Here is a 13,680-nt window from a genome sequence, read left to right as displayed (position 1 = left end):
CCCGCACCCGCACCAGCCACTTCGCAGCACTTCGCCCCGCCGACCAAACGATCGACAGGGCGAAGTAGGCAGGCCCCGAATTAACCAACGGCATCTCCTTGGAGTGCGGGGCCCCTCCCACATGCCTGCGGCCCGTCGGAACCGCTCAGGCCTTCGGCGACGCCTCGGACCGGAGGGAGCCCGCCATCTCGGCCAGCTGCTCGAACGAGGCCGTGCCGGTCACCACCGTCGTCGCACCGCCGTCGGTGCGCACGAGCGCGTCGTACTTCGGCCCCTCCCAGCGCTGCCACTCCTGGCCGGCCACCGTTTCGGTCTTCCCGGTGTCCTTGGCCTTCTGGGTGACCCGGGGCACGAACTTGCCCGGCTCCGCCGTCGACTGGTGGATGGCCACGTACTGGGTGTCCGGGGAGAGGAAGCCGAGCTGCCAGGCGTCGCCGTCCTCGCGCCGGTACGAGACGACCGTCGCCTTCCAGTCGTCGCCGAGCCCCTCCGGGGCCAGCACCGGATAGGGCGCCGCCCGCTGTGCCGTGAGGAGCTCGACCCGGTAGTCCTTCGCCCGGACCGGGGTCGCGTCCTCGTCGTGCGGGATGAAGAGATACATCACGCCCGCGGCGACCATGATCACACCGAGGGACTGGAACATCCCGCGTACCGTCTGCCTGCCTCGCATACCTGCCACGCCCACCATGGTCGCATCACGGTGCCGTGCTCATACGTGGGCCCCTCTGCTCATTTTGTCGACCTAACGATAGAGTCGCAGCACCCTCTTTTTTCCGGCCGTCGCCGTACAGAAAGGTGCGTTCCGATGACCGAGCACCACCATCTTCCGCCCGAGCTTGTCGTTTCTCCCGAGGCCCCCGACCGCAACCTCGCCCTTGAGCTGGTCCGCGTCACCGAGGCGGCCGCCATGGCCGCCGGCCGCTGGGTCGGCCGTGGAGACAAGATCGGCGCGGACGGCGCGGCGGTCAACGCCATGCGGACCCTGATCTCCACCGTCTCGATGAACGGCGTCGTCGTCATCGGCGAGGGCGAGAAGGACGAAGCCCCGATGCTCTTCAACGGCGAGCGGGTCGGCGACGGCACCGGCGCCGAGGTCGACATCGCGGTCGACCCGATCGACGGCACCACGCTGAACGCCAAGGGCATGCCGAACGCGATCGCCGTCCTGGCAGCCGCCGACCGCGGCACCATGTTCGACCCGTCCGCGGTCTTCTACATGGACAAGCTGGTCACCGGCCCCGAGGCCGCCGACTTCGTCGACATCAACGCGCCCGTCTCGGTCAACATCCGCCGGGTCGCCAAGGCGAAGAACTCCTCGCCCGAGGACATCACGGTCGTCATCCTGGACCGCCCCCGCCACGAGGGCATCGTCAAGGAGATCCGCGAGACCGGCGCCCGGATCAAGTTCATCTCGGACGGCGACGTCGCCGGCTCGATCATGGCGGTCCGCGAGGGCACCGGCGTCGACCTGCTGATGGGCATCGGCGGCACCCCCGAGGGCATCATCTCCGCCTGCGCCATCAAGTGCCTCGGCGGCGTGATCCAGGGCAAGCTGTGGCCGAAGGACGACGCCGAGCGCCAGAAGGCCCTGGACGCCGGCCACGACCTGGACCGGGTGCTCTCCACGAACGACCTGGTCAGCGGCGAGAACGTGTTCTTCGTCGCCACCGGCATCACCGACGGCGAACTGCTGCGCGGGGTGCGCTACCGCGCCGAGACCGCGACCACCCAGTCGCTGGTCATGCGCTCGAAGTCCGGCACGATCCGCCAGATCGACTCGACGCACCGGCTCTCGAAGCTGCGCGCCTACAGCGCGATCGACTTCGACCGGGCGAAGTAGCCCGCGGGTCCGGACGGCGCCGAGACGCGGACGGACGGCACGAAGAGGGGCGCCCCCATGTGCGGTGGGGGCGCCCCTCCTCGTACGGGCCAGGGCCGGCGAAGGCCCCGCGATCCCGTCAGCCCGCCTGGGCGATCCGCTCGGTCGCGGCCGCCTTACGCAGTTCCACCTCGCGCCGTCGCCGCCGGGCGAGGACGACACGGCGCTCCGCAGCCGTGAGCCCGCCCCACACTCCGTACGGCTCGGGCTGGAGCAGTGCGTGCTCGCGGCACTCGACCATCACCGGGCAGCGCGCACAGACCCGCTTGGCCGCCTCCTCGCGGGCGAGCCGTGCGGCGGTCGGCTCCTTGGAAGGCGCGAAGAAGAGTCCGGCCTCGTCCCGGCGGCACACCGCCTCCGCATGCCAAGGACCGGCCTCGTCCTCCCGGGCAGGGGCGCGCTGAGGGGGCACGGCGGCGACCTGGAGGGGCTGATGCGGCAGTTGCAGCACGGTCTACTCCTGACGACGGCTTCGCGAGCGAGCGGCGATGCACCAGCCCTACCCGCTGTGCGCGCGCCTATGCACTGCGTGCCGTTCCGTTCCGCACTGCGGAGCCCCGGGGACGAATTCCGGTCACCACCGGACGGTCAACGGATGCCCCCGGACGCACCCATCGCCACACTCGGAGCACATACTTCACCCAACGACCTTTGCTGCAAGCCGAGATGGCGTCGACGCCGGTGCGAGGAGCCCGGCTTCCGAGGGGCCGGGGTCAGTCCCCGGAACGCTTCTTGAACTTGTCCTGGATGTCGGTGATCCACTTGCCGCGCTTGGGTCTCGCTTCGACGTTCCCGAAGACCGAGTAGCCGTTGATGACGACGAGCGGAGCCTGCGGGTCGACCCCCTCCAGGGTCACGACCTCGAAGTTCCCGAAGATGCCGCTGCCGTTGCCGCGCAGACTGATGTTCTCCGGTACCCGGACCTCGACGCTGCCGAAGATGGAGGTGGCGTTGATGGTGGTGAGCTGCTGGGCGAAGATCGCCTCGGTCAGGTCCACCTCGATGCTCCCGAAGAGCGCGAAGGCGTTCGTCCGGCGGCCCACCCGCCAACGTCCCTTGCGGGTGGTGCTGGAGAAGATCGCGACGAGGTTGTCCGCGGGCCCCTCGGGGAGGCCCGGCTCGCTCCTCAGGGCGGGCTCGGGCTCGTGGTGGGTGCGGGCGCCCGGCAGGTCGCGGACGATCGGCTCCAACTCCCCCACGGTCTTGGCCCGGTAGACCGCGTCGATCCGGTCCGCGTGCTCCTCCGCGTCGAGCCGCCCCTCCGCCAGGGCGTCCCTGAGGATGTCCGCGATCCGGTCCCGGTCCGCGTCCGAGGCCCGCAGCGAGCCCTGCGGATCGGCGAAGGCGGGCTCGGTGGGGGCCGCCGACCGCTGCGGCTTCTTCTCGGGTTCGGGCTGCTTTTCGAGGTCCACGCAGCCAGCCTAGCGAAACGCGATAGATCGCGACCAGGGGGAGATCCCCGGTCCCGTCCCCTAGGGGACGGGTGGGGACGAACGGGTGGGGGCCGACGGGTGCGAGCGGGGCCGGACGGCGGGGCACGGGAGGAGCTCCCGCTCCCGAACGCGCCCGCACCACCGGCACCTTGCCCCCACGACGGGAGCCGTGGCCCCACGGTCCCGCCCGGGGACGGCCACCGGGTCGGGCCCGGCGCGGACGGAGCCCCGCCGTCCGCGCACTCCACAGCCGTCCGCCGCGCGACACCGCCGCGCACCGTCGCACGACACCGGCGCGCGCCTCTCCCGCCCGCCCCCTCCACCCCGAGGGCACACCGGCCCGGCGCCCCCGACGACACACCGGCCCGGCCCACGGAAACACGCCGTTCCGGCGGGGTCCCGCCCTCCAGTGAGCCTTACCTCACAGGATCGGGGCCGCGCGCGCGTCTTACGCTGGAGGACGCGCCGCCAACGGAGGCGACGCCGCTGTCTGCCGAGTGAGGAATGGCCGCCGTCATGCCTGAGTTTGCGTACTCCGATCTGCTCCCCCTGGGAGAGGACACCACGCCCTACCGCCTGGTGACCTCCGAAGGCGTCTCCACCTTCGAGGCCGACGGGCGTACGTTCCTCACGGTGGAGCCGGAGGCGCTGCGGGCGCTGGCCGCCGAGGCCATCCACGACATCCAGCACTTCCTGCGCCCGGCGCACCTGGCCCAGCTGCGCCGGATCATCGACGACCCGGAGGCGTCGAGCAACGACAAGTTCGTCGCGCTCGACCTGCTGAAGAACGCGAACATCGCCGCCGCCGGCGTGCTCCCCATGTGCCAGGACACCGGCACCGCGATCGTCATGGGCAAGCGCGGCCAGAACGTCCTCACCCGGGGCGAGGACGAGAAGGCCCTGTCGCAGGGCATCTACGACGCGTACACCAAGCTGAACCTGCGCTACTCGCAGATGGCCCCGGTCACCATGTGGGAGGAGAAGAACACCGGCTCGAACCTGCCCGCGCAGATCGAGCTGTACGCGACCGACGGCGGCGCGTACAAGTTCCTCTTCATGGCCAAGGGCGGCGGCTCGGCGAACAAGTCCTTCCTCTACCAGGAGACCAAGGCGGTTCTGAACGAGGCCTCCATGATGAAGTTCCTGGAGGAGAAGATCCGCTCGCTCGGCACGGCCGCGTGCCCGCCGTACCACCTGGCGATCGTCGTCGGCGGCACCAGCGCCGAGTTCGCGCTCAAGACCGCGAAGTACGCCTCCGCGCACTACCTGGACGAGCTGCCCGCCGAGGGCTCGGCCGAGACCGGCCACGGCTTCCGCGACAAGGAGCTGGAGGAGAAGGTCTTCGAGCTCACGCAGAAGATCGGCATCGGCGCGCAGTTCGGCGGCAAGTACTTCTGCCACGACGTCCGCGTCGTCCGCCTCCCCCGCCACGGCGCCTCGCTGCCCGTCGCCATCGCCGTGTCCTGCTCGGCCGACCGCCAGGCGGTCGCCAAGATCACTGCCGAGGGCGTCTTCCTGGAGCAGTTGGAGACCGACCCGGCGCGCTTCCTGCCGGAGACCGAGGACGCGCACCTGGAGGCCGGGGAGGTCGTGAAGATCGACCTCAACCAGCCGATGGACGAGATCCTCGCCGAGCTGACCAAGTACCCGGTGAAGACCCGGCTGTCGCTCAGCGGCCCGCTGGTCGTGGCGCGCGACATCGCGCACGCCAAGATCAAGGAGCGCCTGGACGCGGGCGAGGAGATGCCCCGGTACCTGAAGGACCACCCGGTCTACTACGCGGGCCCGGCGAAGACCCCCGAGGGTTACGCCTCCGGCTCCTTCGGCCCGACGACGGCCGGCCGCATGGACTCGTACGTGGAGCAGTTCCAGGCGGCGGGCGGCTCGAAGGTCATGCTGGCGAAGGGCAACCGGAGCAAGCAGGTCACGGACGCCTGCGGCGCGCACGGCGGCTTCTACCTCGGCTCGATCGGCGGCCCGGCGGCGCGCCTCGCCCAGGACTGCATCAAGAAGGTCGAGGTCGTCGAGTACGAGGAGCTCGGCATGGAGGCGGTCTGGAAGATCGAGGTCGAGGACTTCCCGGCCTTCATCGTCGTCGACGACAAGGGGAACGACTTCTTCCAGAACCCTGCGCCCGAGCCCACCTTCACGCACATCCCGGTGCGCGGCCCCGGTCTCGCCTGATCCTGCGGGCCCCCTTGAGGGGCCCGGATCCCGTGCGGCTCCCACGAGGTCCGTGCGGGGCCCGCGACGCCCCCGTGCCCCCGAGGGAACGGGGGCGTCGCGGTTCCGCCGTGTCGATCTCCGCTCAGAAATCCGCTACCGACCGGTAGCCTTCCCGTCGCCTACTGGCCAGTATGGGGCGCGAGCATGTCAACCACTGAGCCGGTCGACCACTCGGGAGCCCCCCATGTCCTCCACCAAGGCCACCGCCGCCACCTCTGCCGTCCTCGGCCTGACGGCGCTGCTCGTCGTCGGTCCCGCGCCGGCCGCATCCGCCTCCTCCCCCGACGCGCACCTGACCTCGGCCGCCGCGTTCGCGGACGTCGACTACACGACCTGGCGCCGTGACGTGGCGGCCGTCGTCGCCGAGGCCCGCCCCTACGTCGAGGCCCGTGCCGAGGACGCCGGCCGCGAGAAGCAGGCGCTCGTCCTCGACATCGACAACAGCTCCCTGGAGACCGACTTCCACCCCTTCTGGGAGCTGCCGACCCCGGCCATCGCGGACGTCCGGGACCTCGTCCGGGACGCCCATGCGCGTGGGGTGGCCGTCTTCTTCGTGACCGCCCGCCCGGGCATCATCCACTCCCTGACGGACTGGAACCTGAAGAAGGCCGGATACCCGGTCGACGGGTTGTACGTGCGCTCGCTGCCCGACCTGTTCGGCGAGGTGAGCGCGTACAAGACCGAGAAGCGCGCCGAGATCGAGGCGAAGGGCTACACGATCATCGCGAACATCGGCAACAACACGTCCGACCTCGTCGGCGGTCACGCCGAGCGCACCTTCAAGCTCCCCGACTACGGCGGCAAGCTGTCCTGAGCGGGGCGCCGGCGGTCAGCGCGGGCCGACATGCGGGACTCCGTGCGCCGGCAGTCGCCGTCGGGGGTCGTGCGGACGCGTCCACGGGCCTCCTCGAAGTCGCCCGTGCCGCCAGTGACGGCGACGTCGAACGCGACCGCCGTCCGGTCCGAGGCGTCGAAGCCGGTGAGGGTCCGGGGGCAGTACGACCGCCCGGGCCGCCGTTCAGGACGAAGGTGCCGACGCAGAGCACGCCGGCCCGTCCGAAGCTGCGGATCACGTCCTGCCTCCGTGCGACGCCCCGGCTCGATCCGCCCCGTCCGGTGATCATCACGGATCCGCCCCTCCGGCCGCGTCCCGCGCATCCGGGTCGGGGATCATGGAGCCATGCAAGAAGGAGCACGCACCCCGCACACGACCGCCCCCGCCGCCCTGGTGGCGGCCGGGCTGCTACTGACCGCCTGCGGCACCACCCCACCGCCCGGGGCCCCCGCGCCGAGCGCCACCTCGACGACGCGGGGGGCAGCCGGCGCGGCGGAGGCGTCCGCGCGCCTGGGCGGTCCGGGCTCCGCCTGCGCGCTGCCCGTGTCCTTCGCCCTCGCGGAGGGCTGGGAACCGAAGGCGGTCGAGGGCACGGAGGACCCGGAGTTGACCTGGCTCACCCATCAGGGCCCCGCGGTCGTCCGCTGCGAGGTGGACGCCAAACCGGCCGGACACATCGGCTACCTGCGCGTGTGGACGTCCGAGAAGGGGCCGGCGCGCGCGGCCCTCGAGGGCTTCGTGCGGGCGGAGGCGAAGACCACGGACGTCTCCTACCGGGAGACCGGGGCGGGTGCGGTGCCCGTGGTCGAGGTGACGTACACCGTCCACAACGAACTGATGGACGGGCCCAAGGAAGAACGGGCCTTCGCCGTCGCCGTCCCCGCCGGGACCGTCATCGTGCACCTCGGCGGGTTCGACACCGACGAGCACCGGGCGATGCTCCCGGCCTACGAACTGGCCCGCACCACGGTGCAGCCCCTCTGAGGAACCGCTTCCGCACGGGGGTGGCGGCGCGGGGCCCGGGGGGAGGCGTGGAGCCCTCCCGGGCGGAGCCGTGACCCCCCGTCCCGCACCGGACGGGGAGCCACGGCGCTTCTGGTGGGGTACCGGCTACACGAACTCCTGGTTCGCGGAGCCGTTGCAGTTCTGGAGCCGGATCGACTCCTTCGCCGCCCCCTGGGTGAGGCAGAGCCCGGTCGCGGCGGCGGGCCGGATCGTGGCGCCGTCACGGACGAACTTCTGGTTGGTGCCACCGTGGCAGTTCCAGACGAGGAGCGCCTTGCCCGCCTGGTACGAGGAGGCGGGGACGTCCAGGCAGCGGTCCTGGGTGAGCTCGGTGTGGACGGTCTGCCGGGCGGGGTCGTGCCACCAGCCCTGGTTCCGGCCGCCGTGGCAGTCCCAACCGAGCACCGCGGTGCCGTTGGCCGACTCGGCCGCCGCCACGTCCGTGCAGTCGCCGGTCGCCCGGTTCTTCAGCGGCTGGTAGGCGTCGTCCCAGGCGAGCGGGAAGAGCGTCGGCGTGCCGGAGGAGTCGACGTCGGCGCAGCTCGCCTCGCGCAGGCCGGAGTCGTAGATCTGGGTCAGGCAGGACGCGAAGGCGGCGTGGCCCTTCTTGTTGGGGTGGAAGGACTGGCGCACGGAGTTCTCGTCGAGGCCGCCGGGCTTGGAGAGGTCGATGTAGAGGCCCCGGGCCCAGGTGTCCTCCATGCAGACCTCGTGGCCGTGGAAGAGGCGCGAGTTGTCCAGGTAGACGGCCCCGGTCTCGGCGGCGACCCGGCGCATGCCGCGCTCGAAGGCGGGGACGGCCGTGTTGCGGCCCCATGCGGTGTCGGAGTCGTAGCCCATGCCGCCGCAGACGAGCTTGCCGGGGAAGTTCGGGTTGTCCCGGAAGTCCGGGCCGATCGGGCTGGGGTAGCCCATGACGACGAGCTTGTAGTCGCCGTCGGCGTACCCGGCGTCGCGCATGACGGTCTTGAGGTCGCGGACGGTCTGCTCGACCTTGGGGACGAGGCCGTCGACACGGGCCTGCCAGCCGGGGGCGTACTTCGGCTCGCAGGCGCCCTGGCTGAGCACGTAGCGCTGGACGCAGTCGGTCATGACCGGCCCGAACTGCAGGTCGTCGTTGGCACCGGCGACGAGCAGGACCATCTTGATGCGGGTGTTGCGGGCCTTGACGGCGAGGTTGTCGCTCTGGACGAGCTCGTCGGCGTACTGCTTCGCGCCGCCGATCCGGATGTTGCCGGTGTACGCGCCGGAGCAGGCCACGTTGAAGGTGAGGTCCGCGGGGATCCCGGTGCGGTGGATGGCGGAGTCCGGGGAGCGGTGGCACCAGTTGGTGGGCCCGTTGGTGGGGGACTCGTAGGTGCCGACCCCCTCTCCGGAGATCTCGCTGTCGCCGAGCGAGATCAGACCGGTCTTGCGCTCGGCGAGCGGGCGTTCCTCGGGGCTGCCGTAGATCTTCGTGGCCTCGGCGGCCCGGATCGCCTCCAGCTCGGGAGGGAGCGGCACGGAGGTGATTCCGGCCGCGGTGCTCGTGTCGACCGCGCCGGCGGGGGCCGCGGCGGTCATGCTGCCGAGAGCCGCTGCGGCTGCGGCAAGGGCGGCGACGGGCCAGCGGAGTCTGTACCTGGTGCGCTGCATTGCGCCTCCTGGAAGTGGGGTTACCCACGGTTTTTACTGGCCGGTAAGCGCCTTGGGAATACATCGAACAAGACAAGTGCTCATCTTTTTCAGGGGGTTCGAGGGCCCCCGACGGACACAGCCAGGAGGTCGACCCCATGAGCAAGGACGACGGACACCGCATCGAGCACGACTCCATGGGGGAGGTGCGGGTCCCCGCACACGCCAAGTGGCGGGCCCAGACCCAGCGGGCCGTGGAGAACTTCCCGATCTCGGGCCAGCGGCTGGAGCGCGCCCACATCGAGGCCCTGGGTCGGATCAAGGCCGCGGCGGCCAAGGTCAACGCCGCACTGGGCGTGATCGACGAGGACCGCGCGGAAGCGATCGCCTCCGCCGCGGACGAGGTCGCCGAGGGCCGCTGGGACGAACACTTCCCGGTGGACGTCTTCCAGACCGGCTCGGGCACCTCGTCCAACATGAACGCCAACGAGGTGATCGCCACGCTCGCCACCGAGCGGCTCCCCGAGGGGCGCGAGGTCCACCCCAATGACCACGTCAACGCCTCCCAGTCCTCGAACGACGTCTTCCCCTCCTCCATCCACATCGCGGCCACCGCCGCCGTCACCCGCGACCTGATCCCCGCCCTCGACCACCTGGCCACCGCCCTGGAGCGAAAATCGGCCGAATTCGCACGCGTGGTGAAGTCCGGCCGCACCCATCTCATGGACGCCACCCCGGTCACCCTCGGCCAGGAGTTCGGCGGCTACGCGGCCCAGGTCAGGTACGGTGCGGAGCGGCTGCGTTCCGCGCTCCCCCGGCTCGCCGAACTCCCCCTCGGCGGTACGGCGGTGGGCACCGGCATCAACACCCCGACCGGCTTCTCCGCGGCCGTCATCGAGGAGGTCGCCCGCACCACCGGCCTGCCGCTGTCCGAGGCCCGGGACCACTTCGAGGCGCAGGGTGCCCGGGACGCCCTGGTGGAGACGTCCGGGCAGCTCAGGACCATTGCCGTCGGCCTCACCAAAATCGCCAATGACCTGCGCTGGATGGCCAGCGGCCCGCGCACCGGCCTCGCCGAGATCAACCTCCCCGACCTCCAGCCCGGCTCTTCGATCATGCCGGGCAAGGTGAACCCGGTGATCCCCGAGGCGGTCCTCATGGTCGCCGCCCAGGTGACCGGAAACGACACCACCGTGGCGGTGGCGGGCGCGGCCGGGAACTTCGAGCTCAACGTGATGCTGCCGGTGATGGCCAAGAACCTCCTGGAGTCCGTACGGCTGCTCGCCAACGCCTCCCGGCTGCTGGCCGACCGCACGATCGACGGGACCACCGCCAACGCGGAGCGCGCCCGCGAGTACGCCGAGTCCTCCCCCTCCGTGGTCACCCCGCTGAACGGGTACATCGGCTACGAGGAGGCGGCCAAGGTCGCGAAGAGGTCCCTCGCCGAACGGAAGACCATCCGCGAGGTGGTGCTGGAGTCCGGTTACGTCGAGCGGGGCGAGCTCACGGTCGAGCAGCTGGACGAGGCGCTGGACGTGCTGCGGATGACGCGCCCCTGAGCGGGAGCGTCCCGGGGGCGGGAACACCCGAGTGGGGCCCCGCCCGGAAGTGGGGCCCGGCCGCGTGTGGGGGCCCGCCCGCGGGTGGGGGCGGCCCCCGGGCGGGGCGGCTCAGTGGCCGGGAACGGCCCCTGACTCATCCGTGACCCGTGACGCAGCAGTGGCGGGAACGCGCCCCTAAGATCTGCGCATGACAGGATCGGGCGACTTCCAGCACTGGGCGCCGGGGGAACACATCCTCTGGCGCTACCGCGGCAACGGCACCGGAGCGGTGCACATCTGCCGACCGGTGACGGTCGTGCAGGACACCCCCGAGCTGATCGCGGTCTGGATGGCCCCCGGCACCGAGTGCGTCCGCCCCGTGCTCGCCGACGGCACCTCCGTCCACGACGAGCCGCTCGCCACCCGCTACACGGCCCCGCGGACCACCGAGCGCACCCACTGGTCGGGAAGCGGGGTGCTCAAGCTGGCCCGGCCCGGCGACCCGTGGTCGGTGTGGCTGTTCTGGGAGCGCGGCTGGCGCTTCCGCAGCTGGTACGTGAACCTGGAGGAGCCGCGCGTCCGGTGGTCCGGCGGCCTCGACTCCGAGGACCACTTCCTCGACATCTCCGTCTATCCCGACCGCAGCTGGCTGTGGCGCGACGAGGACGAGTTCGCGCAGGCCCAGCGCTCCGGCCTGATGGGTGCGGCGCAAGCCGCCCGGGTACGGGCCGCGGGGCGGCTGGCGGTGGAGCGGATCGAGGAGTGGGGGGCGCCCTTCGCGGACGGCTGGGAGGACTGGCGGCCCGATCCTCGGTGGCGGGTTCCCGAGCTACCGGCGGACTGGGACCGCACCCCGGCGCACACGGCGTCGTGAGACCCTTGAAGCGCCCCCGGGGTGCAAACGTAGGATCGTCCTCCGCACGGCAGAGACGAACCGGACACCACGTCAGATCAATGAGACAGCACGTCAAAGAGCCAACAAGACACAGGACCTGACCAGAAGTCATCCACGAGGGGGAGAACAGTGCCGGACGTGCGCCCGGATGTTGCGCCCCCTGCCGCTGCCGCCGTTCGCGGAACGTCCACATCCGTTGCATCCGAGGGGTTTACCCCCGCCGAAGGCGCGGCATCGGCGAGAAGAGCGAGTGCATCGCACCACCGGCCCGGACGGACGGAATCCCACGCGTGACGGAGCATCCCACCTCCCACGAAGGCCGACAGCCCCTGGCTGCGCGACCGCAGGAACGCGCGCGCCCTCGCCAGGAGGCGGCGGCCGGCCTGCCCTCCGACGTGCCCGCACAGCAGAGCGGGCCGGGGAGCCAAGCGCCCGCCGCGCCCTCGGGCGCGGGCGCTCCCGCACCGCCCACCGGGGCGGGCGGCACCGGCCGTCCCGGGGCCGTGGCCGTCGCCGTTTCGCCGCAGCCTCCCGGCGGCGGGGCGCGGAGCGGGGACATCGCCGCGCGGCGGGAGGGCGACCGACTGCGGTTCGTCGGCGCCGCGACCCGGCGCATCGCCCGCGGCATCGACCTCGACGAGATCGTCCTCGGCCTGTGCCGGGCCACCGTGCCGACCTTCTCCGACGAGATCCTGGTCTACCTCCGCGACCCGCTCCCGGTGGGTGACGAGCGGCCGGTGGCGCCGTTCGTGCTGCGGCTGCGCCGCACCGACCGGCTCCGGTTAAGCGAAGTGGACAGCGAGGAGCTCGTCCTCGTCCCCAATCCGGAACCGACCCCCGCAGCCGAACTCTGCGAGGTGCGGAACGGCGGGGCGCTCGCCGAAGTGCTGCGCGGGGTACGGCCGGTCTTCGGCGACTCCGCGGCGGCCCGGACGGCACTGACCGAGCTGCTCGGTCCGGAGCACCCGCTGCCCGGCGGGCTGCGGGCGGTCCTCGCGCCGCTGCGCGGCCGACGTCGGGTGATCGGTGCCACGGTGTTCCTGCGCCGCCCCGAGCGGGCCGGCTTCGAGCCGAACGACCTGCTCGTCGCCGCCCAACTGGCCACGCACACCGCGCTCGGCATCGACAAGGCCGTGCTGTACGGCCGCGAGGCGTACATCGCGGACGAACTCCAGCGGACCATGCTGCCGGACTCACTGCCGCAGCCGACCGGCGTGCGGCTCGCCTCGCGCTACCTGCCGGCGGCCGAGACCGCCCGGGTCGGCGGCGACTGGTACGACGCGATCCCGCTGCCCGGCAGCCGGGTCGCCCTGGTCGTCGGCGACGTCATGGGCCACTCCATGACCTCGGCCGCGATCATGGGGCAGTTGCGCACCACCGCGCAGACCCTGGCCGGGCTGGACCTGCCGCCGCAGGAGGTGCTGCACCACCTGGACGAGCAGGCGCAGCGGCTCGGCGAGAACCGCATGGCGACCTGCATGTACGCGGTGTACGACCCGGTCTCGCACCGGATCACCGTGGCCAACGCGGGCCATCCGCCGCCGATACTGCTGCACCTGGGCGGCCGGGCCGAGGTGCTGCGGGTGCCGCCCGGCGCCCCGATCGGGGTCGGCGGGGTGGACTTCGAGGCGGTCGAGCTGGACGCCCCGGCCGGCGCCACGCTGCTCCTCTACACGGACGGCCTGGTGGAGTCCCGGCTGCGGGACGTGTGGACCGGGATCGAGCAGCTGCGGGAGCGTCTCGTGGCGACCGCGCAGTTGACCGGCCCGGACCACTCGCCGCCGCTGGAGGCGCTCTGTGACGACGTCCTCGACATGCTGGGTCCGGGCGACCGGGACGATGACATCGCGCTGCTCGCGGCCCGCTTCGACGGGATCGCGCCGAGCGACGTCGCGTACTGGTTCCTGGAACCGGAGGACGCGGCTCCCGGTCGGGCCCGACGGCTCGCGCGGCGGGCGCTGGCCCGCTGGGACCTGGAGGAGCTGACGGACTCGGTCGAGCTGCTGGTCAGCGAGGTCGTGACGAACGCCGTGCGGTACGCGGAGCGGCCGGTGACGCTGCGGCTGCTGCGGACGGACGTGCTGAGGTGCGAGGTCGGGGACGATTCCCCGCAGCTGCCCCGGCAGCGGCGGGCGCGCGACACGGACGAGGGCGGGCGCGGACTCTTCCTGGTGAACCGGTTGGCCCGGCGGTGGGGGGCGACCCGTCTTTCGGGCGGCAAGGTGGTCTGGTTCGAGCTGGCCACCCGCACC

General features: G+C 71.9%; 11 protein-coding genes. 7 read left to right on the top strand and 4 right to left on the bottom strand.

The genetic code is table 11. The features are described from left to right. Nucleotides 1–145: 145 nt before the first annotated feature. Entirely contained in the window at nt 146–688 is a 543-nt protein-coding gene (locus ACFW2Y_RS29360) for a DUF4245 domain-containing protein (RefSeq protein WP_384885205.1), read from the bottom strand. A 117-nt stretch (nt 689–805) separates the two neighbouring features. Between ACFW2Y_RS29360 and glpX the strand changes: the two genes are divergently transcribed. Next, nucleotides 806–1,840, top strand: a complete 1,035-nt coding sequence (gene glpX, locus ACFW2Y_RS29355) for a class II fructose-bisphosphatase (RefSeq protein ID WP_384885203.1) — start codon at nt 806–808, stop codon at nt 1,838–1,840. A gap of 118 nt (nt 1,841–1,958) precedes the next feature. On the opposite strand, the gene ACFW2Y_RS29350 is transcribed toward glpX, so the two are convergent. Both ACFW2Y_RS29350 and ACFW2Y_RS29345 read right to left on the bottom strand, forming a co-directional pair. Beyond that, nucleotides 1,959–2,330 (bottom strand): WhiB family transcriptional regulator, encoded by a 372-nt coding sequence (locus ACFW2Y_RS29350; RefSeq protein ID WP_030692804.1) that lies wholly within the window; start codon nt 2,328–2,330, stop codon nt 1,959–1,961. Nucleotides 2,331–2,592: 262 nt separating this feature from the next. After that, the gene (locus ACFW2Y_RS29345) at nt 2,593–3,291 is read right to left on the bottom strand and encodes a DUF1707 domain-containing protein (protein WP_384885202.1); all 699 of its coding nucleotides are present in this window, start codon (nt 3,289–3,291) and stop codon (nt 2,593–2,595) included. A 537-nt stretch (nt 3,292–3,828) separates the two neighbouring features. Between ACFW2Y_RS29345 and ACFW2Y_RS29340 the strand changes: the two genes are divergently transcribed. From ACFW2Y_RS29340 to ACFW2Y_RS29330, 3 genes are all read left to right on the top strand, one after another. Next, nucleotides 3,829–5,496, top strand: coding sequence for a fumarate hydratase (locus ACFW2Y_RS29340; RefSeq protein ID WP_384885200.1), 1,668 nt, complete (start codon nt 3,829–3,831; stop codon nt 5,494–5,496). Between the two features lie 226 nt (nt 5,497–5,722). Next, a complete protein-coding gene (locus ACFW2Y_RS29335; protein ID WP_384885199.1) occupies nt 5,723–6,352 on the top strand; it encodes an HAD family acid phosphatase in 630 nt (209 codons plus the stop codon). 366 nt (nt 6,353–6,718) lie between these two features. Then, nucleotides 6,719–7,357, top strand: coding sequence for a lipoprotein (locus ACFW2Y_RS29330; protein ID WP_384885197.1), 639 nt, complete (start codon nt 6,719–6,721; stop codon nt 7,355–7,357). A 126-nt stretch (nt 7,358–7,483) separates the two neighbouring features. Here the strand turns inward: ACFW2Y_RS29330 and ACFW2Y_RS29325 are convergent, their stop codons facing one another. After that, nucleotides 7,484–9,013: a ricin-type beta-trefoil lectin domain protein gene (locus ACFW2Y_RS29325; RefSeq protein ID WP_384885196.1), complete on the bottom strand. Its 1,530-nt coding sequence runs from the start codon at nt 9,011–9,013 to the stop codon at nt 7,484–7,486. Between the two features lie 137 nt (nt 9,014–9,150). On the opposite strand from ACFW2Y_RS29325, the gene ACFW2Y_RS29320 reads away from it, so the two are divergent. The 3 genes from ACFW2Y_RS29320 to ACFW2Y_RS29310 form a co-directional block, all read left to right on the top strand. Further along, on the top strand, nt 9,151–10,551 hold the full coding sequence (locus tag ACFW2Y_RS29320; RefSeq protein WP_384885194.1) for a class II fumarate hydratase: 1,401 nt from the start codon (nt 9,151–9,153) through the stop codon (nt 10,549–10,551). A 190-nt stretch (nt 10,552–10,741) separates the two neighbouring features. After that, nucleotides 10,742–11,407: a DUF402 domain-containing protein gene (locus tag ACFW2Y_RS29315; protein WP_384885192.1), complete on the top strand. Its 666-nt coding sequence runs from the start codon at nt 10,742–10,744 to the stop codon at nt 11,405–11,407. A 311-nt stretch (nt 11,408–11,718) separates the two neighbouring features. Further along, a partial coding sequence (locus tag ACFW2Y_RS29310) for a SpoIIE family protein phosphatase (RefSeq protein WP_384885191.1) occupies nt 11,719–13,680 on the top strand: 1,962 nt, incomplete at its 3' end.

Source organism: Streptomyces sp. NPDC058877 (assembly GCF_042742855.1).
Classification (GTDB): domain Bacteria; phylum Actinomycetota; class Actinomycetes; order Streptomycetales; family Streptomycetaceae; genus Streptomyces.
Note: the sequence above shows the minus strand (reverse complement) of the source record. Positions and strands in the feature narration are given on the sequence as shown.

What these genes read in the sequence shown, in the direction of transcription:
- ACFW2Y_RS29360 (WP_384885205.1), bottom strand. Translation starts at nt 688, where the DNA reads ATGGTGGGCGTGGCAGGTATGCGAGGCAGGCAGACGGTACGCGGGATG.
- glpX (WP_384885203.1), top strand. Translation starts at nt 806, where the DNA reads ATGACCGAGCACCACCATCTTCCGCCCGAGCTTGTCGTTTCTCCCGAG.
- ACFW2Y_RS29340 (WP_384885200.1), top strand. Translation starts at nt 3,829, where the DNA reads ATGCCTGAGTTTGCGTACTCCGATCTGCTCCCCCTGGGAGAGGACACC.
- ACFW2Y_RS29335 (WP_384885199.1), top strand. Translation starts at nt 5,723, where the DNA reads ATGTCCTCCACCAAGGCCACCGCCGCCACCTCTGCCGTCCTCGGCCTG.
- ACFW2Y_RS29330 (WP_384885197.1), top strand. Translation starts at nt 6,719, where the DNA reads ATGCAAGAAGGAGCACGCACCCCGCACACGACCGCCCCCGCCGCCCTG.
- ACFW2Y_RS29325 (WP_384885196.1), bottom strand. Translation starts at nt 9,013, where the DNA reads ATGCAGCGCACCAGGTACAGACTCCGCTGGCCCGTCGCCGCCCTTGCC.
- ACFW2Y_RS29320 (WP_384885194.1), top strand. Translation starts at nt 9,151, where the DNA reads ATGAGCAAGGACGACGGACACCGCATCGAGCACGACTCCATGGGGGAG.
- ACFW2Y_RS29315 (WP_384885192.1), top strand. Translation starts at nt 10,742, where the DNA reads ATGACAGGATCGGGCGACTTCCAGCACTGGGCGCCGGGGGAACACATC.